This is a genomic window from Sphingopyxis sp. H053, assembly GCF_001468225.1.
Classification (GTDB): Bacteria; Pseudomonadota; Alphaproteobacteria; order Sphingomonadales; family Sphingomonadaceae; genus Sphingopyxis.
Genome location: NZ_LNRU01000003.1, coordinates 353,576 through 373,706, shown reverse-complemented (window position 1 = coordinate 373,706; position 20,131 = coordinate 353,576). Strand labels below are relative to the sequence as shown.

General features: G+C 66.1%; 20 protein-coding genes and 1 pseudogene. 7 read left to right on the top strand and 14 right to left on the bottom strand.

Features of this window, described 5'->3' with window-relative positions; all coding sequences use genetic code 11:
- Window positions 1-237: 237 nt before the first annotated feature.
- Window positions 238-918: a helix-turn-helix domain-containing protein gene (locus tag ATE70_RS07500; protein WP_058537309.1), complete on the top strand. Its 681-nt coding sequence runs from the start codon at window positions 238-240 to the stop codon at window positions 916-918.
- Window positions 915-2,351 carry a hypothetical protein gene (locus ATE70_RS07495; RefSeq protein ID WP_058537308.1) on the top strand — a complete coding sequence of 479 codons (1,437 nt, stop codon included), beginning with the start codon at window positions 915-917 and terminating at the stop codon, window positions 2,349-2,351. Before ATE70_RS07500 ends, ATE70_RS07495 begins: the two co-directional genes overlap by 4 nt.
- A gap of 104 nt (window positions 2,352-2,455) precedes the next feature.
- Here the strand turns inward: ATE70_RS07495 and ATE70_RS07490 are convergent, their stop codons facing one another.
- The 10 genes from ATE70_RS07490 to hutI form a co-directional block, all read right to left on the bottom strand.
- On the bottom strand, window positions 2,456-3,022 hold the full coding sequence (locus tag ATE70_RS07490) for a hypothetical protein (protein WP_058537307.1): 567 nt from the start codon (window positions 3,020-3,022) through the stop codon (window positions 2,456-2,458).
- An 8-nt stretch (window positions 3,023-3,030) separates the two neighbouring features.
- Window positions 3,031-3,756, bottom strand: a complete 726-nt coding sequence (locus tag ATE70_RS07485) for a C39 family peptidase (RefSeq protein ID WP_058537306.1) — start codon at window positions 3,754-3,756, stop codon at window positions 3,031-3,033.
- Between the two features lie 16 nt (window positions 3,757-3,772).
- Entirely contained in the window at window positions 3,773-4,180 is a 408-nt protein-coding gene (locus ATE70_RS07480; RefSeq protein WP_058537305.1) for a hypothetical protein, read from the bottom strand.
- Window positions 4,181-4,261: 81 nt separating this feature from the next.
- Complete coding sequence (locus ATE70_RS07475) at window positions 4,262-4,792, bottom strand: hypothetical protein (protein WP_037516455.1); 531 nt, start codon at window positions 4,790-4,792, stop codon at window positions 4,262-4,264.
- A 201-nt stretch (window positions 4,793-4,993) separates the two neighbouring features.
- Complete coding sequence (locus ATE70_RS07470; RefSeq protein WP_156419631.1) at window positions 4,994-5,830, bottom strand: FAS1-like dehydratase domain-containing protein; 837 nt, start codon at window positions 5,828-5,830, stop codon at window positions 4,994-4,996.
- 4 nt (window positions 5,831-5,834) lie between these two features.
- Window positions 5,835-6,998 carry an acyl-CoA dehydrogenase family protein gene (locus ATE70_RS07465; protein ID WP_058537303.1) on the bottom strand — a complete coding sequence of 388 codons (1,164 nt, stop codon included), beginning with the start codon at window positions 6,996-6,998 and terminating at the stop codon, window positions 5,835-5,837.
- 75 nt (window positions 6,999-7,073) lie between these two features.
- Window positions 7,074-8,753 carry a urocanate hydratase gene (gene hutU / locus ATE70_RS07460; protein ID WP_058537302.1) on the bottom strand — a complete coding sequence of 560 codons (1,680 nt, stop codon included), beginning with the start codon at window positions 8,751-8,753 and terminating at the stop codon, window positions 7,074-7,076.
- Entirely contained in the window at window positions 8,750-9,553 is an 804-nt protein-coding gene (gene hutG / locus ATE70_RS07455; protein WP_058537301.1) for an N-formylglutamate deformylase, read from the bottom strand. The genes hutU and hutG overlap by 4 nt, the downstream gene beginning before the upstream one ends.
- On the bottom strand, window positions 9,553-11,073 hold the full coding sequence (gene hutH / locus ATE70_RS07450; protein WP_058537300.1) for a histidine ammonia-lyase: 1,521 nt from the start codon (window positions 11,071-11,073) through the stop codon (window positions 9,553-9,555). Before hutH ends, hutG begins: the two co-directional genes overlap by 1 nt.
- Window positions 11,070-12,281 carry an imidazolonepropionase gene (hutI, locus tag ATE70_RS07445; RefSeq protein ID WP_058537299.1) on the bottom strand — a complete coding sequence of 404 codons (1,212 nt, stop codon included), beginning with the start codon at window positions 12,279-12,281 and terminating at the stop codon, window positions 11,070-11,072. Before hutI ends, hutH begins: the two co-directional genes overlap by 4 nt.
- A 29-nt stretch (window positions 12,282-12,310) precedes the next feature.
- On the opposite strand from hutI, the gene ATE70_RS07440 reads away from it, so the two are divergent.
- Window positions 12,311-13,660 (top strand): formimidoylglutamate deiminase, encoded by a 1,350-nt coding sequence (locus ATE70_RS07440; protein ID WP_082639688.1) that lies wholly within the window; start codon window positions 12,311-12,313, stop codon window positions 13,658-13,660.
- Window positions 13,657-14,334, top strand: coding sequence for a UTRA domain-containing protein (locus tag ATE70_RS07435; protein ID WP_058537297.1), 678 nt, complete (start codon window positions 13,657-13,659; stop codon window positions 14,332-14,334). The genes ATE70_RS07440 and ATE70_RS07435 overlap by 4 nt, the downstream gene beginning before the upstream one ends.
- A gap of 3 nt (window positions 14,335-14,337) precedes the next feature.
- Here the strand turns inward: ATE70_RS07435 and ATE70_RS07430 are convergent.
- From ATE70_RS07430 to ATE70_RS24740, 4 genes and pseudogenes are all read right to left on the bottom strand, one after another.
- Window positions 14,338-14,730 (bottom strand): annotated as a pseudogene (locus tag ATE70_RS07430) (diaminopimelate decarboxylase); the annotation flags it as partial.
- A gap of 110 nt (window positions 14,731-14,840) precedes the next feature.
- Window positions 14,841-15,095, bottom strand: coding sequence for a hypothetical protein (locus ATE70_RS07425; RefSeq protein WP_058537295.1), 255 nt, complete (start codon window positions 15,093-15,095; stop codon window positions 14,841-14,843).
- Entirely contained in the window at window positions 15,095-15,604 is a 510-nt protein-coding gene (locus tag ATE70_RS07420) for a hypothetical protein (protein WP_058537294.1), read from the bottom strand. Before ATE70_RS07420 ends, ATE70_RS07425 begins: the two co-directional genes overlap by 1 nt.
- Before the next feature lie 11 nt (window positions 15,605-15,615).
- Complete coding sequence (locus ATE70_RS24740) at window positions 15,616-15,882, bottom strand: hypothetical protein (RefSeq protein WP_058800994.1); 267 nt, start codon at window positions 15,880-15,882, stop codon at window positions 15,616-15,618.
- Window positions 15,883-16,267: 385 nt separating this feature from the next.
- Here ATE70_RS24740 and kdpF point away from each other — a divergent pair, with 385 nt between their 5' ends.
- The 3 genes from kdpF to kdpB are packed head-to-tail and all read left to right on the top strand — an operon-like array spanning window position 16,268 to window position 20,123.
- A complete protein-coding gene (gene kdpF, locus ATE70_RS07415) occupies window positions 16,268-16,357 on the top strand; it encodes a K(+)-transporting ATPase subunit F (RefSeq protein ID WP_039576313.1) in 90 nt (29 codons plus the stop codon).
- 13 nt (window positions 16,358-16,370) lie between these two features.
- A complete protein-coding gene (gene kdpA, locus ATE70_RS07410; protein WP_058537293.1) occupies window positions 16,371-18,074 on the top strand; it encodes a potassium-transporting ATPase subunit KdpA in 1,704 nt (567 codons plus the stop codon).
- Between the two features lie 12 nt (window positions 18,075-18,086).
- Window positions 18,087-20,123: a potassium-transporting ATPase subunit KdpB gene (gene kdpB / locus ATE70_RS07405; protein WP_058537292.1), complete on the top strand. Its 2,037-nt coding sequence runs from the start codon at window positions 18,087-18,089 to the stop codon at window positions 20,121-20,123.
- Window positions 20,124-20,131 lie beyond the last annotated feature (8 nt).

Sequence of the window (20,131 nt, the reverse complement as noted above, 5' to 3'; positions counted from 1 at the left end):
ATTAACCGAAGCTAATTAAGCATATAACGGCACGGCGCATGTCAATATAGCTATGATACTGAAATTCAGCCTTAATATATCCTGAAATGCTAAGGAAATTTACGTAAGTGATTTTCCTAGGCTGTTCATACACACGAATTCCTTGGTTTTTATGCGGATGGATTCAGCACCCGCAAAGGCAGATGAGACTCGCAAACGGGGTCGCCGCAAATACCAATTCCAGATTGGAGACGTGGCGTGCAAGGTCTGTCGGCAGAATTTCAACGCGGGGCGATTCCGCAGGACACCATCCTAAAATTCCGGAAAGGCGAGATTATTTTCTCGCAGGGTGATCCCGGCGATTGCTGGTTCGAAGTCATCTCGGGCACCGTCAGGACCTGTCATTTCCATGTCGACGGGCACCGTCAGCTGACGGGGTTTTTCTATCAGGGCGATGTGTTCGGCGTCGGATATGGCGCGCGCGACGCGGCGGCCGAAGCGGTCACCAACACGATCCTGACCCGCCGCCCGGCGCTCAATGGCGATCCCGATTCGCTCGGGCAGAACCGCGCGCTCGAACGCGCGCTGGACAGCGCGAACCAATGTATATTCCTGCTCGGCCGCCGCAACGCCAATGAACGCGTCGCGGCGTTCCTGTTGATCGCGGCGAAGCGGCTGTCGGCGCTCGGCAGCATTCCCTTGCCGATGACGCGCGGCGATATTGCCGACCATCTGGGCCTGACGATCCATACGGTCAGCCGGACGATCTCGGGCTTTGTTCGCCAGGGCCTGATCGAACTTGAAGGGCCGCAATTGTGCCGGCTGGTCGACCTCGACGGGCTGCGCGCCATTGCCGGCGAAGAAATGGGCGTCGCGATCGACAATATGCGCGCGATGCAGCCGCGGCGAACCTTCACCGGGCAGGGGGCAGGCGCATGACCAATCTGTCAGCGCCGCCCGTGCTGCGCCATATGGGTGTGGCAGCCGTTGGCCTGTCGGCCGTTTTTGCGCCCTCGCAAGCGAAGGCGTATGAAGCGCCGCCGCTCGAATGTCTGTGCGATGCGCTTCCCTTTCTCGATACCGCGCCGACGTGGAACGCGGCGGCTGCAGCCCCGGACGGCGCCCCCGAAAACCCGCCCGCCGCGAGCGTCGAGAACGAGATCGACGCGCAGCGCCGGATCATCGCCGAGCAGCGCGCGCTGATCGACCAGCAGAATGTGATGCTCGCCGAGCAGCGGCAGCATATCGTGAAGATGCAGGGACAGCTTATCACCCAGCAGGCGCAGATCGACCGGCTCTCGTCCTTCGCGCTCGCCGAGGCGCCGCTCGACATGTTCCGCGGGACCGGCATGGGGCAGGGCATTGCCGGCCCCGCGCTTCCGGGCCCTGGCAGCGACGCGGTCGCGCTGCCCGATGCGCCGGTCGGCGAGGCGCCGCCGCCGAGCGAGTCGACCGCGGAACGCGTCGCCGCGGTTCCCGAAGGACAGGGCGTGCTGACGCGCGCCGGCAACCTCATTTTCGAACCCTCGTTCGAATATACGCGTTCGTCGACCAATCGTCTCGTCTTTCGCGGGATCGAGCTGATCCCGGGGATCCAGATCGGGCTGATCGAGGCGACCGACGCCGACCGCGACACGCTCGTCGGCACGGCCTCGCTGCGCTACGGCATCAGCGACCGGCTCGAGGCCGAGGTGCGCATTCCCTATCTCTATCGCAACGACCGGATCGAGGTCGTCCAGCAGCGCGACGAAGGCATCGTCCGGTCGATCGCGCTGCGCGAGGACGGGGTCGGTGACGCCGAATTCTCGCTGCGCTATCAATTCAATCGCCCGGTCGGGCAAAAGCCGATCTTCGTCGGGACGCTGCGTGTAAAGTCGGACACGGGCAAGGGGCCGTTCGAGGTCGGCTACGACGAATTCGGTGTCGCGACGGGACTCGCCACCGGGTCGGGTTTCTGGGCGGTGCAGCCGGGGCTCAATTTCCTGATGCCGTCGGATCCTGCGGTAATCTATGGCGGCGTGGCCTATCTCTATCATATCCCGCGCGACGTGAACAAACTGGTCGGCGAGGTGCTGATCGGGCGCGTCGATCCGGGTGACGCGGTTTCGGCCAATATCGGCTTCGGTTTCGCGCTCAACCCGCGCTTCTCCTTCTCGCTGGGTTACCGGCACAATTATATCTTCCCGACCAAGACCGAGATCGGCGATACGAACCAGAAATCCAACTATATCCATGTCGGTTCGCTCAATTTCGGCATGTCGTACCGCCTGACCGAGCGCGACGTTCTGAACATGGGTTTCGAGATCGGCGTGACCGAGGATGCGCCCGACGTGTCGATCACGCTGCGCATGCCGTTCGGCGGGAAACTATGATCCGGGCGGCCGAGCCCAACCCGATAAGAACCACATAAAGAAGCCCCGCCAAAAGAGGCGGGGCGAGGTGAACCGTCCCTGTCGAAACAGGGGCGGGGGGTCGTTCAGTTGCCGAGCGCGCCGACCGTCTGCGCGCCCATCACAGCGCCGATCGCATCGCTCATCCGCGTCGACGCCAGCGCGTCGCGGAACCCTTCATAGCCGCTGATGTCGAGCACGGCGTCGACCTGCTGGTTCAGCGAGACGTTGCTGGCGGTGTTGATCAGGACATTCTGGATCGCGTCGGTGCGCTGGATCAGCGCGGTCTGGCCATTGTTCGCGAGGAATACCGGTTCATCGCCGACGCGCATGGTGATGCCGCCGCTGGTCAAGATGCCGCCCTGAATCTGCGCCGCGTCGACCGCGGTCAGCGCCGGCGACACGAAGCGCTCGATCGAGGACCCCTGGGGGGTCCAGCTGACGATCGTGCGGAGCGCAAGTTCGTCGTTCACGAAGCTGCGAATATCCGCACCGAAGGCGATCACCATGCCCTGAAAGGCAAAACCGCCGCGCTGCGTCGCAAGCACCTCGTCCGATACCGTCTCGGCGTCCACAAGCGGATCGTCGGCCGCGGGCTCGCTCGCCGCGAGGAGCACGGGCGCGAAGGCGAGCAGGAGGATGCGGGGGGACATCGTCGGCCTCATTTCACGGTGCCGACGCGCACGTCGAGCAGGATCTGCGGCGTCAGCTGATATTGCGGGGGAAGGTTGGTCGTCAGATCGCTGATCGAAACGCGAAGCGCGCCCTCATCTTCGAGCGGCGCCTGCGACCAGGGGCCCCAGTCGCCGGCAAGGTTGAAGGAAGGACGCTTTTGTCCGCCCTCGACGATCGCCAGCGCGATGCCGTTCCAATGCTTCTCGAAATCGCTGAGCGAATATTCGTTGAGGCCGAGGACCGAATCGCCGGTGAGCACGCGGTCGCCGCGGACGCCTTTGACGACCACGAAATGCTTGAAGCCCTTGAGGTCCATCAGAACGATCGTCGGGCGCTTCACCTGCTTCAATTGCTCGGCGGTGATCCGGAAGCCCTCGGCGCGAAAGCCACGCGAGGCGAGATAGTTTTTCATGTCGAGCATCGAGAAGCCGACCTTGCGGATCGCCTCGCGGTCGCCTGTTTTCCACATCGCGCGGAAAGGCATCGCCTCCGATGTCGGCGCGCCATAATGATAGGTGAGCAAGGTCGCGATCGCGGCGGAACCGCAGCTGAAATCATAGCGCTGGCGAACGACCGAGCGGAAAGGAATATCCCACCAGGTCATCACCTGAAGCTGGTAATTGCCGCCCGTTTCGGGTCCGGTCAGCCGGACCTCGGCGGCGGCGGGCGCCGCAGCAAGGGCGCAGAGCATGCCCGCGATCAAGGCGCGCATGGGCCGCATGGCGAATTCAATCGCCGAGGTTGATGGTCAGGTTCATGCCGCTCTGGGCACTGACCTGCGCACCGGTGTTGATCAGCAGATTGCCGACACCGTTGAAATTGGAAAGCGCGAAATCGCTCAGCGTGACGGCACCCGCGGTATAGTCGCCCTTGAGGACGTTGCCGCTGACGATCGAGTCCATCGTCTGATTGGTGATGACGAGCGACTGGCCGCCGCGCAGCGTGTCGAGCTCTTTGTCTTTCAGCATCGGCGATTTGCGTTCGGACCGCACCGCGATCGCCGGGGCTGCATAGGCTTCGGCCGGGACGGCCTCGACCACGTGCGGGGCCGCAGCTTCGGGCGGGGGCAGCTGCGCCGATACGGGCACGGACAGGCCTGCCAGGACCAGCAGGGCCGGGACGATCGGGGGTTTCATGACGCGGGCGCTCCTTGAAAGCGAAAATTTGGGAAATGGCCGGCCCGCCAGTGGTGCCGGGCCGGCCATCCGGGGGGACTCTTAGTCGCCGCCAGCGCCGCCGCCGGCACCACCGTTGCCGCCGCTGTCGCCGAAGCTGACAGTGCCGCTCGCCGCGATGTTGGTCGCTGCTTGGGTGTTGGCGTTGATGCCCGTGTTCCAGGCGGCGTTCAGAATGCCGGCATAGGCCGCGAAGGCGCTGCCGGTCACCGAGTTGTTGCCGCTCTGATAGCCGACATTCGTGTCGCTGTCGTCTTCACCATCCATGTCGACGACTTCGTCGAGATTCTGGTTGGTGTTGGTCGCGCTCAATGACTGGGTCGCAACAACGAAGCTGTTGCCGTTGAACGAACCATTGCCGTCATTGTCCTGATCGTCATCCGAGAAGGTGTCGGCGGCATTGTCCTGGACGAACAGGTCGATCAGGTCGTTGACGACGACGGTGTCGCTGTTGTTGCCAGAGGCACCGGTCGTGGTGTTGTCATTGTCCTGGTCTTGACCCTGCGCGATCGCAGGTGCGGCCGAGACGGCAAGCGCCAGCGTCGACACCGCCAGCATGACTTTCTTGATCATGGCTACTCTCCTTACAAAAGGGGATGGCGCGCGATGCCGATCGGCATGGCTGATGCGGATCCTCCCCGACTCCGTCCGCATCGGTGCGAACAAGGCGATCATGGTCCGCCGCGGCATGACCCGCTTTGCGAATTGGCAATGTCGGGGGCGGAGAAATACCCAGATGATCTCGGTGGGTGGATTTGCTTGGGCCGGGTCCCGCTATGCGACGTCGGCACGCATCGTCGTGCGTCCCGCCGCGTCGCGTGCCCACAATCGCGTCGCATCGCCATCGCGGGCGAGGCAGAGGTCGAAGGGCGCGCCGTCGATCAGCGGTGCCTCGGCGCGGAAGCTGAAACGGCGGGGGTTCGCACCGGGCGCGGTGCGCAGGAAGTGATCCATCAGCAAGGTTGCGATCAGCGGGCCGTGGACGACGAGCCCCGCATAGCCCTCGACACGCTGCGCATAGTCGCGGTCGTAGTGGATGCGGTGGGCGTTGAAGGTGAGCGCCGAATAGCGGAACAGGAGTACCGGATCGGGCGATAGGCTGCGCACCGCGTCGGCGGGCTCGGGTTCGATTGCTGCGGCCGGCGTGGGCGCGGGCGCTGTTGTCGCGGGTTCGCGAAAGACGATGTCCTGCTCCTCGCGGATCGCGGCGACGCCATCCGCTGCGATGTCGTGGCGCAGCGTCACGAAGAGCAGGTCGCCGCTCGCGCCGCGCTTGGGCTTGATCGCGTCGATCGTGGTGACACGGGTCAGCGCCGCACCGACCGCGATCGGTGCGAGGAACTCGATGCGGCTGCCCGCCCACATGCGGCGCGGGAGCGGGACGGGCGGGAGCAGGCCCGCGCCGTCGCGGCGCGGGTGACCGTCGTCGCCGATCGCCGACTGGCGCGCGGTGGGCAGGAAATAGAGCCAATGGGCCAGCGGTGGCACGGTGCCGGGCGCCCAAGGTGAAATGTCATGGTCGAGCAATGCGGCAAGGCCGGCGAGCGGTGCCGCAGCCGCGACATCCTCGCGCGTTTCGCTGCGGCCGACCCAGGCGGAATAATCGTCCACCGGCTCAGAAGCTCTTGGGCAGGCCGAGCGCGTGCGTCGCGACATGGCTCAGGATCAAATTCGTGCTGATCGGTGCGACCTGATAGAGCCGCGTCTCGCGGAATTTGCGCTCGATGTCATATTCCTCGGCAAAGCCGAAGCCGCCGTGCGTCTGCACGCACATGTCGGCGGCATACCAGCTCGCCTCGGACGCCAGCATCTTGGCCATATTCGCCTCGGTCCCGCCATCCTGCCCGGCGTCGAACAGGCGCGCGGCCTTGTCGACCATCTCGGCGGCGGCGGCGATCTGCACATAAGCGCGCGCGATCGGGAACTGGATGCCCTGATTGGTGCCAATCGCGCGGCCGAAGACCTCGCGGTCCTTGGCATAGGCGGTCGCGCGGTCGATGAAGAAGCGCCCGTCGCCGATGCATTCGGAGGCGATGAGGATGCGTTCGGCGTTCATGCCCGAGAGGATGTAGCGAAAGCCGTTGCCCTCCTCGCCGATGAGGTTCGCGGCGGGGACCTCGAGGTCGTCGAAGAACAGCTCGGTCGTCGCATGGTTGAGCATCGTGCGCACCGGGCGGATCGTCAGGCCGTTGCCCTGCGCTTCGCGCATGTCGACGAGGAGGACGCTCATCCCGTCGGAGGGCTTGGCGCATTCCTCGCGCGGCGTGGTGCGGCAGAGCAGGACCATCAGGTCCGAATGCTCGGCGCGGCTGATCCAGATCTTCTGTCCGTTGACGATATATTTGTCGCCGACCTTACGCGCGAAGGTGCGGATGCGCGTCGTGTCGGTGCCCGCGGTCGGTTCGGTGACACCGAACGCCTGCAGGCGGAGCTCGCCGCGGGCGATGGCGGGCAGATAGGCCTGTTTCTGCGCCTCCGACCCGTGTTTCAGCAAGGTGCCCATCGTGTACATCTGCGCGTGGCAAGCGCCGCCGTTGCAGCCCGAACGGTGGATTTCCTCGAGCACTGCGGTCGCCGCGCCGAGGCCGAGGCCCGACCCGCCATAGGCTTCGGGGATCAGGACCGACAGGAAACCCGCCTCGGTGAGCGTGCGGACGAACTCGGTCGGATAGATGCGGTCGCGGTCGAGCCTTTGCCAATATTCGCCGGGAAAATCGGCGCACAGGCGGCGCACCGCGTCGCGGATTTCGGGATGGCTCTGCGGCTGGGCTTCGGACATCGGCGTCTGGCTCTCCCCTGATCGTCGGGGAGAGCCTTAGGATGCGAAGCTGTTTCGGTGCAACTGAAACAAGCGCTAGATGCTCGGCAGGTCGAGACCCTTCTCGCGCGCGCAGTCGATCGCGATGTCGTAACCCGCGTCGGCGTGGCGCATCACGCCGGTGCCCGGGTCGTTCCACAGCACGCGCTCGAGGCGTTTCGCCGCTTCGGGGGTGCCGTCGGCGACGATTACCATGCCGCTATGCTGCGAATAGCCCATGCCGACGCCGCCGCCGTGGTGCAGCGACACCCAAGTCGCGCCCGACGCGGTGTTGAGGAGGGCGTTGAGCAGCGGCCAATCCGAAACCGCATCCGATCCGTCGCGCATCGCTTCGGTCTCGCGGTTGGGCGAGGCGACTGAACCTGAATCGAGATGGTCGCGGCCGATCACGATGGGGGCTTTCAATTCGCCCGACGCCACCATCTCGTTGAACGCGAGACCAAGCCGGTGGCGATCGCCGAGCCCGACCCAGCAGATGCGCGCGGGCAGGCCCTGAAACTGAATCTTCTCGCGCGCCATGTCGAGCCAGTTGTGGAGATGCTTGTTGTCGGGAAGCAGTTCCTTCACCTTGGCGTCGGTCTTGTAGATGTCCTCGGGATCGCCCGACAGTGCGACCCAGCGGAAGGGGCCGATACCGCGGCAGAAGAGAGGACGGACATAAGCGGGGACGAACCCCGGGAAGTCGAACGCATTTTCGACGCCCTCGTCCTTCGCCACCTGGCGGATATTATTGCCATAGTCGGTGGTCGGCACGCCCGCCGCCTGCAGGTCGAGCATCGCCTGGACGTGCACTGCCATCGACGCCTTTGCGGCCTTGGCGACCGCAGCGGGGTCGCTCTCGCGCTTCGAAAACCATTCGTCGAGGGTCCAGCCCGCGGGGAGATAGCCGTTGACCGGATCATGCGCCGAGGTCTGGTCGGTGAGCAAGTCGGGGCGGATGCCGCGGCGGACGATCTCGGGCAGGATTTCGGCGGCGTTGCCGAGCAGGCCGACCGATACGGGTTTGCCCTCGGCATGGCTCGCCTCGATCATCGCGATCGCCTCCTCGATGCTCGATGCCTGCTTGTCGAGGTAGCCGGTGCGCAGGCGCATCTCGATGCGGCTCGGCTGGCATTCGATCGCGAGGCAGCTCGCCCCCGCCATCACCGCCGCGAGCGGCTGCGCGCCGCCCATGCCGCCGAGCCCGGCGGTGAGCAGCCAGCGGCCGGCAAGGCTGCCGCCATAATGCTGGCGGCCCATTTCGACGAAGGTTTCGTAAGTTCCCTGAACGATGCCCTGGCTGCCGATGTAGATCCAGCTGCCCGCGGTCATCTGGCCGTACATCATCAGGCCCTTTTTATCGAGCTCGTGGAAATGGTCCCAGTTCGCCCATTCGGGGACGAGGTTCGAATTGGCGAGCAGCACGCGCGGCGCATTCTCGTGCGTGCGGAAAACGCCGACGGGCTTGCCCGACTGGATGAGCAGGGTTTCGTCGCCTTCGAGCCGCTTCAGCGTCTCGACGATCCGGTCATAGCTTTCCCAATCGCGCGCGGCGCGGCCGATGCCGCCATAGACGACGAGTTCGTGCGGCGCCTCGGCGACGTCGGGGTGGAGATTGTTCATCAGCATCCGCATCGGCGCTTCGGTGAGCCAGCTTTTCGCGCTGATCTCGGTGCCCGTCGCTGGGCGGATCACGCGGCTGTTGTCGAGCCTCTGATTGAGGGGGCGGGTGGTCATGCTTTTCCTTTCGCAAAATCGAGGGTCGCGGCGATCACTTGCTCCAGAACGGGCCGGATCGCGGGATTGGAGTCGAGAGGGGACGGCCAGTTGGCGTGGGTGATTTCGGCGGGCTCGGCCATGTAACCGCGCTGCGCCAGCTCCATCTGGATCGCGTGGATGCCGTCGTCGGGCTGGCCGTAATGGCGTGTCGTCCAGCCGCCCTTGAAGCGGCCGTTGACGACATGGCTCTTGCCGCTCGCGGCGCAGATATTCGCGACGATGGTTTCGAGTTCGGGGGCTGAGGTCGCACCGCCGTTGGTGCCGATGTTGAACTGCGGCAGCTCGCCGTCGAACAGGCGCGGGACGTGGCTACGGATCGAATGCGCGTCGTAGAGGACGACTTTACCGTGCGCCGATTTCAGGCGGTCGAGTTCTTCGGCCAGTGCCTCGTGATAGGGCCGGTGGTAAGAGTTCAGCCGTTGCAAGATCTCGGCCTCGTCCGGTACATCAAAGCGATAGAGCGGATCGCCGTCGAAGGTCGTCGTCGGGCACAGCTCGGTCGTCGCCTGCCCCGGATAGAGCGAGGCGCCCGACGGATCGCGGTTCATGTCGATCACGCTGCGCGAGATATCGGTCGCAACCAGCGTCGCGCCTCGATCGGCAGCGAAGGCGTAAAGTTCGGCGATCCACCAGTCGGTGTCGATCTGCGCATGCCAAGGCGAGACGAACTGCTCATCGAGCCCCGCGAGGTCGGTGCCGCCGTGTGGGAACGCGATGACGAGCGGCGCGTCGCCGCGATGGACGCGCAGCCAGTCCATCAGCCGACACCCGGCAGGGTGGCGGGAACCGCGGTGACGAGGCTGCCCGTGCGGACCAGCGCGGTCGCGGCCTCCATGTCGGGGTGGAAATGGCGGTCGTCTTCGAGCGTGGGCACCTCCGCGCGCAGATGCTTGTGCGCCGCCTCCAGCGCGTCGCTCGATGTCAGCGGCTTGTGGAAGTCGATGCCCTGACACGCGGCGAGCAGTTCGATCCCGATCACCGCGCTGACATTGTCGGCCATTTCGAGCAGGCGGCGCGCACCATGCGCGGCCATCGAGACATGGTCCTCCTGATTGGCCGAGGTCGGGATCGAATCGACGCTTGCGGGATAGGCGCGCTGCTTGTTCTCGCTGACCAGCGCGGCGGCGGTGACCTGCGGGATCATGAAGCCCGAGTTGAGCCCGGGGCGCGGCGTGAGAAAGGCCGGCAGGCCCGAGAGCGCGGGGTCGACGAGCATCGCGATGCGGCGCTCCGAAATCGAACCGATCTCGCACAAGGCCATCGCGATCATGTCGGCGGCGAAGGCGACGGGCTCGGCGTGGAAATTGCCCCCCGACAGCGCCTCGTCGGTGTCGGCGAAGATCAGCGGATTGTCCGAGACGCCATTCGCCTCGATGCCGAGCGTCGTCGCGGCCTGACGCAGCAGGTCGAGCACCGCGCCCATCACCTGCGGCTGGCAGCGGAGGCAGTATGGGTCCTGCACGCGCGGATCGTCGACCGCGTGCGAGGCGCGGATCGCCGATCCCGCCATCAGATTGCGCAGCGTATCGCCGACCTCGCGCTGGCCCGCATGGCCGCGCAGCGCATGGATGCGCGCATCGAACGGCGCGTCCGAGCCTTTGGCGGCCTCGGTCGAGAGCGCGCCGGTGATCAATGCCGAGCGGAAGACGGTTTCGGCGCGGAACAGGCCCGCGAGCGCATTGGCGGTGGAGAATTGTGTGCCGTTGAGGAGCGCGAGGCCTTCCTTGGGGCCGAGATCGAGCGGGGTGAGGCCGGCCTGTGCGAGCGCGTCGGCTGCCGGAACCACCTTGCCGCCGACCTCGATCGCGCCGACGCCGATCATCGCCGCCGCCATATGCGATAGCGGCGCAAGGTCGCCGCTGGCGCCGACCGAGCCCTGCGACGGGACGACCGGAGTCAGCCCCTTCGCGAGCATCGCTTCGAGCATTGCGACGGTCTCGCGCTTCACGCCCGACGCGCCCATGCCGAAGCTCGCGAGCTTCAATGCCATCATCAACCGCACGATCGGGGCGGGCGACGGCGCGCCGGTGCCCGCGGCGTGGCTGAGCACGATATTGCGCTGGAGGATCGAAAGCTCGTCGTCGGCAATGCGCACGCTCGCGAGCTTTCCGAAGCCGGTGTTGATGCCATAGACGGGCGCACCCTTGGCGACGATGCGCGCGACCGCGGCGGTGCTCGCGTCGATCGCATCCCATGCATCGGCACTCAGTTCGGCGCTCGCGCCCTCATAGATTTCGCGCCAGTCTGCGAGCGTCATGGCGCCTGGGGTGATGATCATTGTCCGTCCTTGATGCGTTGGTGAAGCGGGTTGAAGCCGATGCGGTAGACGAGCTCGGCGGGGTCGGTGACGTCCCAGATCGCGAGGTCGCACGCCTTCCCTGCTTCGAGTGTGCCGACCTCGGCGGACAGGCCGAGCGCGGCGGCGGCATTGACCGTGACGCCGCGCAGCGCTTCGACCACCGTCAGCCCGAACAAAGTCGCGCCCATGTTGAGCATCAGCAGCAGCGAGGTGGTCGGCGAGGTGCCGGGGTTGTTGTCGGTCGCGAGCGCGATGCGCGTGCCGTGGCGGCGCATTGCCTCGACCGGCGGCAATTTGGTTTCGCGCATGAAATAATAGGCGCCGGGAAGCAGCACCGCAACGGTGCCCGCCGCGGCCATCGCGCGGACATCGTCGTCGGTCGCATGTTCGAGATGGTCGGCCGAGAGCGCGCCGTGCTGCGCGGCGAGCGCGCTGCCGTGGAGCGCCGACAATTGTTCGGCGTGGAGCTTGACTGCGAGGCCGTGGGCCTTCGCGGTTTCGATCACGCGCGTGCATTGCTCGGGCGAGAAGCCGATGCCCTCGCAAAAGGCGTCGACTGCGGTCGCGAGCGGCGCGGCGGCGGGGATCATCTCGCCCACGACGAGGTCGATATAGGCGTTGCTGTCGCCCTTATATTCGGGAGGGAGCGCGTGCGCGCCGAGGAAGGTCGGCTCGACGCGAATGTTGCGGTGCTCGGCAAGTGCACGCGCGGCGCGCAGCATCTTGAGTTCGTCTTCTGTCGACAGGCCGTAACCCGACTTGATCTCGATCGTCGTCACGCCCTCCGCGATCAGCGCGTCGAGACGGGGCAGCGCGCTCGCGACCAGTTCAGCCTCGCTCGCTTCGCGCGTCGCGCGCATCGTCGAGACGATGCCGCCGCCCGCGCGGGCAATCTCTTCATAGCTCGCACCGGCCAATCGCATCGCCCATTCATTGGCGCGGTTGCCGCCGTGCACGAGGTGGGTGTGGCAGTCGATCAGGCCGGGGGTGATTAGCCGGCCCTTGCAATCGGTGACCTTCTGCGCGGGCGCAGGAGCGCCATCGGCCGGTCCAGCATAGACGATCCGGCCGTCCTTCGCCGCGACGACGCCATTGTCGATCAGGCCGAGGGTATCATCGGCCATCGTTGCGATTCGGGCGTTCGTCCAGAGCTGCTCCATCTGGACAGTCTCGCGCCGATGCGCCATTATGTCTAGACATAATATGAGGACGGATGATGACTTCTCTCTGGTTCGAACGCGCATGGATCGAAAATCACTGGGAAAAGGACGTGCGGGTGCGCCTGGTCGACGGCCGGATCGCGTCGATCGAAACCGGCGTCGCGGCCGAACGTGAGGACGATCGTCACCGCGTCGGCTTGCCGGGTCTCTGCAACGTCCATAGCCACGGGTTCCAGCGCGGCATGGCGGGGCTGTCGGAGCGGCGCAGCCGGCCCGACGACAATTTCTGGAGCTGGCGCGAGATCATGTACCGCTTCCTCGACCGGCTGACCCCCGAGGATGTCGCGGCGATCACCGCGCAGGCCTATGCGGAGATGCTCGAAACGGGTTTCACCCGCGTCGGCGAGTTTCACTATCTGCACCATGACCCGGCAGGCGCGGCCTATGCCGATCGCGCCGAGATGGCGGGTGCGATTGCGCAGGCGACTGCGGCGACCGGCATCGGTTTGACGCTGCTCCCGGTTTTCTACGCGCACGGCAATTTCGGTGCCGCTGCGCCGAGCCCGGGGCAGCGGCGCTTCCTCAACGACGTCGACGGCTTTGCGGCGCTGCTCGACGCATCGCGGCCCAAGCTCTCGGGCGACGCCAATATCGGCGTTGCGCCGCATTCGCTGCGCGCGGTGACGCCTGACGAACTCGCGGCGCTGCTGGCGCTCTCGCCGACGGGTCCGGTGCATATCCACGCCGCCGAACAGGTGAAGGAGGTTGCCGACTGCGTCGCGTGGAGCGGCGCAAGACCGGTCGAATGGCTGCTCGACAACGCCAACGTCGACGAACGCTGGTGCCTGATCCATTCGACCCACCTCGACGCGAATGAAGTCCAGCGGCTCGCCGCGAGCGGCGCGGTCGCGGGGCTGTGCCCGATCACCGAGGGCAATCTGGGCGACGGCATTTTCCCCGCGGTCGATTACCTCGCCGCGGGCGGTCGCTTCGGGATCGGCACCGATAGCAATATCCTCGTCGATGCGGCGCAGGAGCTCCGCGCGCTCGAATATTCGCAGCGTTTGGCGCAGCGGGCGCGGGCGTTGCTGGCGGACGAGGCCGCGCCCTTCGTCGGCGCGAATCTGTTTGCACGCGCGGTGCAGGGCGGAGCGCAGGCGCTGGGTGTATCGGCGGGGCTGGCCGTCGGCCACGCCGCCGACATCGTCTCGCTCGACCTCGATCACCCTGCCTTTGCCGGAACCGACGATGCGACGCTGCTCGACCGCTGGATCTTCGCTGCACGCGCGGGCGCGATCGACAGCGTCTGGCGCGCCGGGGTCAAGCGCGTCGCGAACGGACGCCATGTCGACGCCGATGTCATTGCCGCCGCCTATCGCACCTGCGTCGCGCGGCTGCTCGCGTGAACCCCGCACGGCGCATCCGCGAAGAAATCGCCGCCTCGATCCAGTCGGGCGAATGGCGTCCCGGCGACCGCGTGCCGACCGAACAGGAACTCGCGGCCCGCTACGGCTGCGCGCGCGCGACGGTGAGCAAGGCGCTCGGCGAACTCGCCGCATCGGGGCTGGTCGAACGCCGCCGCAAGGCGGGGACGTTCGTTGCGCATCCGCCGGTTCATTCGGCGGTGATGACCGTGCCCGACCTTGCCGAACTGATCGCAGCGCGCGGCGAGGCCTATCGCTGGGAGCTGGCGTCGCTCGAAACCGCGGACGCGGGCGACGACCTTGCGGGACCGGCGCTGCGCATCGAGGGCGTGCATATGGCGGCGGGCGAAGCCTTTGCGCTCGAGCGCCGCTTCATCGCGCTCGGCGAGGTGCCCGAGGCGGCGGACGCGGACTTTGCCAGGGTGGCGCCGGGAACGTGGCTGCTCGGCCATATCCCGTGGACCCAGGCGCGCCATGTGATCCGCGCTGTGAACCCGACGCGCAAGGAGGCGGCGCTATTGACGACCGGTGTGGGCGCCGCCTGCCTCGAACTCGATCGCACGACATGGCGCGCGGGTCGCGTCGTGACGCATGTGCGGCAGCTGTTTCGCGGCGACCGCTTCGACCTGGTGGCGGAATTCAACGCCGGCCCGTGACCGTTACGCGGCGCGGGTTGAGGGGGCGCCATCGTCCATCCAGGGGGCAAGTCGCTGCCGTCGGACCTGATGCGCGGCCATTCGCTCGCTGACCGTTGCGTATCGATTGTCATCGACCAGCACTTCGGGCGCGATCGCCCGGCAATTATACGTCGATGCCATCGACGCGCCATAAGCGCCGGCGGTCTGGAACATCGCAAGATCGCCCTCCTGGACCCGATCAATCTCGCGCTCTCGCGCAAATGTGTCGCCGCTTTCGCAGATCGGCCCGACGATATTGGCCACGAACTTTTCGCCGCTGGGGCTGACCGCCGCGAACTCGTGCCACGCGTCATACATCGCGGGACGCGCGAGGTCGTTCATCGCCGCATCGACGACGACAAAGGGGTGGCGGGCAGGCGTGCCGACCGCCGCGGCAATCGAGGCGAGGGGAACCGCCTCGGCATGCATTTCGCCGCCGAGCAAATGGAAAGACGACATGAAGCTAATCCTTGGATGGTGAGGGGTCAGGGTTCCTCCCGACGAGCCCGGCGCGAGGCGCGGATCGCGCCCGGCAGTTCGCGGTGGCGGCTCCGCTCGACGCGCAGCGCGAGCACGGCCTTCTTTCCCGCGAGCACGAGAAGCAGGCCGGCTGCGGCGACGAGGAGGCCGGTGATGCCGACAAGGTCGGCGCCGGCCTCGGTGGCGAGACGCGTCAGGACATAGCCCGCGCCGATGAGGGCGGCCCCGGCGGTGCGCCAGAAGAGGTCGCGATGGGTCATTATCCGTGCTCCGGTTTCGCCGTGCGGTCCCACAGGACGGTGTCGGCCGCGGTCCGGGCCAGCGCTTTTAGCTCGCGTGCGCCGGTATCGGACGCCGGGCAGAGCAGCAGGTCGGCCGGATATTCGGCCTCTTCGCGCATCGCTTCGTCCGGGTCGCCCTGTTCGAAGACGAGGCCGATGGCCGGATCGCCCTGCTGCGCGGCGGCGCGGCGCGCGCTGGCGATCAGGCGCGGATCGGCGTCGATGCCCCGGCCTTCGATCGCGACGAAACCCATCTCGCGCGCGCGCCGGACGGCGTGGATCAGCAGCTCGCCGGCGCCGCAATCGGCATCGACGATGCGGATGCTGCGGCGCCCGCGCTTGCGCAGATCCTTGAGCTTGCGCAGCATCGCGGGCCAGCGTCGGTCCTTCTCGGCGCGGTCTTGCGCGCCTTGCACCAGCGCTCCCCACCCGCTTGTGGCGGGTGCCATCCAGACGATGCCGGCAGGGGCGCTATAGGAATAATGCATGACGAGCCTCCTCAAGCCGCGCGGTCGATCGCACATTCGTCGGGCCGCAAAGGCTCGAACGAGACGGTGGAAACCAGCGGACGCAGCGCGTGGACTATCCGCGCACCCGGAAGGCCGCGGCACTCGGCGCGGGCAAAAGCCCAGGCGGCGTCGCGGGAAATGCAACGGCCTTCAAGCTGTCCTTTACAGCCCTGAACGAGCCAGTGGCCGGCCGCGTCGCGGCCAACGAATACTATCGACCCGGCTGGGTCGGGCTCCGCGGAAATCGCAGAAATCATGGTGAGATGCTCCTTGGCTACTCAATCGATGCCCGAAGATCGGAACTCGATGCCCGCAATATATTGGGAGGCGCATAGGGATTCGAGATCGAGGAAGGGCGCCGCCCATTGTATTTTCATTTGTTTTCGCGGCCCGCGCTCACCGGCCAGAAAATCTGCAAAATCATATGAGAATACTATGCGAGCCGCACTTTCGGTCTCTCGCATTCAAACGCGTGCCTCACCTATTTGGGAGTCCGCAGACGACTCGTGCCACCTCCCGTGGCCGGCGCCTTGCTGGAGCAAACCCATGCAGGATCTAATCTGGGTCGGCATCATCCTCGCCCTGCTCGCCGCGAGCCTCGGCTACGCGCGCCTGTGCGACGACGCATAAGGAATGATGTCCATGACTCTCGACCTCTGGCTCGCGGGCGCCACCGCGCTCGGCCTTCTCATCTATCTCGTCGCCGTGCTCGCACGGCCCGAACGCTTCTAAGGGAGGCGAACCCATGACCTTTCAGGGATGGTTTCTCATCATCGCGTTCATCGCTATCCTGCTCCTGCTCTGCAAGCCGATGGGCCAGTGGCTCTTCGCGCTCTACGAAGGGCGGCGGACGCCGCTCCATCGCATACTCGGCCCGGTCGAGGCCGGCTTTTACCGCCTGTCGGGGATCGACCCGACCGAAGAGCAGGGCTGGCGCCGTTACGCGGTCCACATGCTGATCTTCAACGCGGCGCTCGCGCTCTTCACCTATGCGATCCTGCGCCTGCAGGGCGTGCTGCCGCTCAATCCGCTCGGTTATGACGGGACGAGCGCGGATCTCGCGTTCAACACGACGATCAGCTTCACCGCCAACACCAACTGGCAAAGCTATGGCGGCGAATCGACGATGTCGAACCTCAGCCAGATGCTGGGCCTGACCATCCACAACTTTCTGTCGGCGGCGACGGGCATCGCGCTCGCTTTCGCACTGTTCCGCGGTTTCGCGCGGCGCGAGATGAAGACGATCGGCAACTTCTGGGCCGATATGACGCGCGTGACGCTCTATCTGCTGCTCCCGCTCTGCGTCGCCATCGCGATCTTCTATATCGCGAGCGGCGTGCCGCAGACGCTGGCGGGATCGGTCGACGTGACGACGCTCGAGGGGGTCAAGCAGACGCTGGCATTGGGTCCGGTTGCTTCGCAGGAAGCGATCAAGCTGCTCGGCACCAACGGCGGCGGCTTCTTCAACGCGAACAGCGCGCACCCGTTCGAGAATCCCACCGCGCTCACCAACCTCGTCCAGATGCTGTCGATCTTCGCGATCGGCGTCGGGCTCACCTGGACCTTCGGCAAGGCCGTCGGAAATCAGCGCCAGGGCTGGGCGATCCTTGCCGCGATGATGACGCTGTTCGTTGCGGGCACCGCCATCACCTATTGGCAGGAAGCTGCGGGCAATCCGATCCTCCACAACCTTGGCGCCATGGGCGGCAATATGGAAGGCAAGGAGGTTCGCTTCGGCATCGCGCAGACGGCGCTGTTCGCGGTCGTCACTACCGCCGCCTCGTGCGGGGCGGTCAACGGCATGCACGACAGCTTTACCGCGCTTGGCGGGATGATCCCGCTGTTTAACATGCAGCTCGGCGAAGTCGTGATCGGCGGCGTCGGCGCGGGCATCTATGGCTTCCTGCTCTTCGCGATCCTCGCGATCTTCGTCGCGGGGCTGATGGTCGGGCGCACCCCCGAATATGTCGGCAAGAAGATCGAGGCGCGCGAGGTCAAGCTCGCGGTGCTCGCGATCGCGGTCTTGCCGCTGATCATCCTTGGCATGACGGCGATCGCGTCGGTCACCGAGGCGGGGTTGGCGGGGCCGCTCAACAAGGGGCCGCATGGTTTCTCGGAAATCCTCTACGCCTTCACCAGCGCCGTCGCGAACAACGGGTCGGCCTTTGCGGGCCTCACCGCCAACACGCCTTTCTATAATGGCATGCTGGGCGCCGCGATGTGGATCGGCCGTTTCTTCATCATCATCCCCATGCTGGCCATCGCGGGCGGCCTGGCGGCGAAGAAATATACGCCGGAGTCGGCGGGCAGCTTCCCGACGACGGGGCCGCTGTGGACGGGCTTGCTCGTCGGCATCGTGCTGATCGTCGGCGGCCTGACCTTCCTTCCCAGCCTCGCGCTCGGTCCCATCGCCGATCATCTCGCGATGATCAACGGCCAGCTCTTTTAAGGATCCATGCAAATGGCTCGGTCCGAAACCAAATCCCTGTTCACGGCAGAGCTGATCGTTCCGGCGATCGGCGACGCCTTCCGCAAACTCAACCCCAGGGAGCTGATCCGTAACCCGGTGATGTTCACCACCGCGGTCGTGGCGGCCTTGCTGACGGTGCTGCTCGTCGTCGGTCAGGACAGCCTCGCGACGGGCTTCAAGCTGCAGCTTGTGATCTGGCTCTGGCTGACGGTGCTTTTCGGCACCTTCGCCGAAGCGCTCGCCGAAGGGCGCGGCAAGGCGCAAGCCGCCTCGCTGCGCGCCACCAAGGCCGAACTTACCGCCAAGAAGCTGAAGGGCGAAGGGAAGGCGTATGAAAGCGTTCCCGCCAGCGCGCTACGGGTCGGCGACATCGTGCTCGTCGAGACGGGCGACCTAATCCCATCGGACGGCGAAGTCGTCGGCGGTGTCGCGTCGGTGAACGAAGCGGCGATCACCGGCGAAAGCGCGCCGGTGATCCGCGAGGCTGGCGGCGACCGCTCGGCGGTCACCGCGGGCACGCGCGTCATCTCCGACGAAATCCGCGTCCAGGTGACGGTCAATCCGGGGCAGGGCTTCCTCGACCGGATGATCGCGCTTGTCGAGGGCGCCGAGCGGCAGAAGACGCCGAACGAAATCGCGCTGACCCTGCTACTCGTCGGCCTCACGATCATCTTCCTGATCGCGGTCGGCACGATCCCCAGCTTTGCAAGCTATGCGGGCGGCAGCATTCCCGTTGCGATCCTCGCGGCGCTGCTGATCACGCTGATCCCGACAACGATCGCGGCTTTGCTCTCCGCCATCGGCATCGCCGGCATGGACCGTCTCGTGCGCTTCAACGTGCTCGCGAAGTCGGGCCGTGCGGTGGAGGCGGCGGGCGATATCGACGTCCTGCTGCTCGACAAGACCGGCACGATCACCGTCGGCGACCGTCAGGCGACCGAGTTCCGCCCGGTGGGCGGCCAGTCGATGACGGTGCTTTCGGAGGCCGCGTTGCTGGCGAGCCTCGCCGACGAAACCCCCGAGGGCCGCTCGATCGTCGCTCTGGCGCGCGAGAAATTCGGTCAGACGATGACCGATCTGCCTGCCGGGGCCGAGATCATTCCCTTCACCGCGCAGACCCGCATCTCGGGAATCAAGCTCGCGGGCAGCGTGATCCAGAAGGGCGCGGTGGACTCGGTGCTCAAGGCCAATCCGGGTGCGGAAGCGACCGCCGCCGCGACCGAACTGCGCCGCATCACCGACGAGATCGCGCGCGCCGGCGGCACGCCGCTTGCGGTCGCGAAGGACGGGCAATTGCTCGGCGCGATCTTCCTCAAGGACATCGTCAAGGCGGGCATCCGCGAACGTTTCGGCGAACTGCGCGCGATGGGTATCCGCACGGTGATGATCACCGGCGACAATCCGCTCACCGCCGCGGCGATCGCCGCCGAGGCCGGAGTCGATGATTTCCTCGCGCAGGCGACGCCCGAGGACAAGCTCGAACTGATCCGCAAGGAACAGGCGGGCGGGCGGCTTGTCGCGATGTGCGGCGACGGCACCAACGACGCCCCGGCGCTCGCGCAGGCCGACGTCGGCGTCGCGATGAACACCGGCACGCAGGCGGCGCGCGAGGCGGGCAATATGGTCGATCTCGACAGCGATCCGACCAAGCTGATCGAGGTCGTCGGCCTCGGCAAGCAGCTGTTGATGACGCGCGGGGCGCTGACGACTTTCTCGGTCGCCAACGACGTCGCCAAATATTTCGCGATCATCCCGGCGATGTTCATCACACTCTATCCGGGGCTGGGCGTGCTCAACGTGATGGGGCTGACCAGCCCCGAGAGCGCGATCCTGTCGGCGATCATCTTCAACGCGCTGATCATCCCGCTGCTCGTGCCGCTTGCGCTCAAGGGCGTTACCTATCGTCCGATGGGCGCGGGGCCGCTGCTCGCCCGCAACCTCGCCGTCTATGGCCTTGGCGGCCTGGTGGCACCTTTTGTCGGCATCAAGCTGATCGACCTCGCGGTCGGCGGCCTGGGTCTCGTCTGAGGAAATGA

Bases quoted from the DNA above. Each gene is read 5' to 3' on its own strand.
- ATE70_RS07495 (WP_058537308.1), top strand. From the start codon at position 915: ATGACCAATCTGTCAGCGCCGCCCGTGCTGCGCCATATGGGTGTGGCA.
- ATE70_RS07490 (WP_058537307.1), bottom strand. From the start codon at position 3,022: ATGTCCCCCCGCATCCTCCTGCTCGCCTTCGCGCCCGTGCTCCTCGCG.
- ATE70_RS07485 (WP_058537306.1), bottom strand. From the start codon at position 3,756: ATGCGCGCCTTGATCGCGGGCATGCTCTGCGCCCTTGCTGCGGCGCCC.
- ATE70_RS07480 (WP_058537305.1), bottom strand. From the start codon at position 4,180: ATGAAACCCCCGATCGTCCCGGCCCTGCTGGTCCTGGCAGGCCTGTCC.
- ATE70_RS07475 (WP_037516455.1), bottom strand. From the start codon at position 4,792: ATGATCAAGAAAGTCATGCTGGCGGTGTCGACGCTGGCGCTTGCCGTC.
- ATE70_RS07465 (WP_058537303.1), bottom strand. From the start codon at position 6,998: ATGTCCGAAGCCCAGCCGCAGAGCCATCCCGAAATCCGCGACGCGGTG.
- hutU (WP_058537302.1), bottom strand. From the start codon at position 8,753: ATGACCACCCGCCCCCTCAATCAGAGGCTCGACAACAGCCGCGTGATC.
- hutG (WP_058537301.1), bottom strand. From the start codon at position 9,553: ATGGACTGGCTGCGCGTCCATCGCGGCGACGCGCCGCTCGTCATCGCG.
- hutH (WP_058537300.1), bottom strand. From the start codon at position 11,073: ATGATCATCACCCCAGGCGCCATGACGCTCGCAGACTGGCGCGAAATC.
- hutI (WP_058537299.1), bottom strand. From the start codon at position 12,281: ATGGCGCATCGGCGCGAGACTGTCCAGATGGAGCAGCTCTGGACGAAC.
- ATE70_RS07440 (WP_082639688.1), top strand. From the start codon at position 12,311: ATGACTTCTCTCTGGTTCGAACGCGCATGGATCGAAAATCACTGGGAA.
- ATE70_RS07425 (WP_058537295.1), bottom strand. From the start codon at position 15,095: ATGACCCATCGCGACCTCTTCTGGCGCACCGCCGGGGCCGCCCTCATC.
- ATE70_RS07420 (WP_058537294.1), bottom strand. From the start codon at position 15,604: ATGCATTATTCCTATAGCGCCCCTGCCGGCATCGTCTGGATGGCACCC.
- ATE70_RS24740 (WP_058800994.1), bottom strand. From the start codon at position 15,882: ATGATTTCTGCGATTTCCGCGGAGCCCGACCCAGCCGGGTCGATAGTA.
- kdpF (WP_039576313.1), top strand. From the start codon at position 16,268: ATGACTCTCGACCTCTGGCTCGCGGGCGCCACCGCGCTCGGCCTTCTC.
- kdpA (WP_058537293.1), top strand. From the start codon at position 16,371: ATGACCTTTCAGGGATGGTTTCTCATCATCGCGTTCATCGCTATCCTG.
- kdpB (WP_058537292.1), top strand. From the start codon at position 18,087: ATGGCTCGGTCCGAAACCAAATCCCTGTTCACGGCAGAGCTGATCGTT.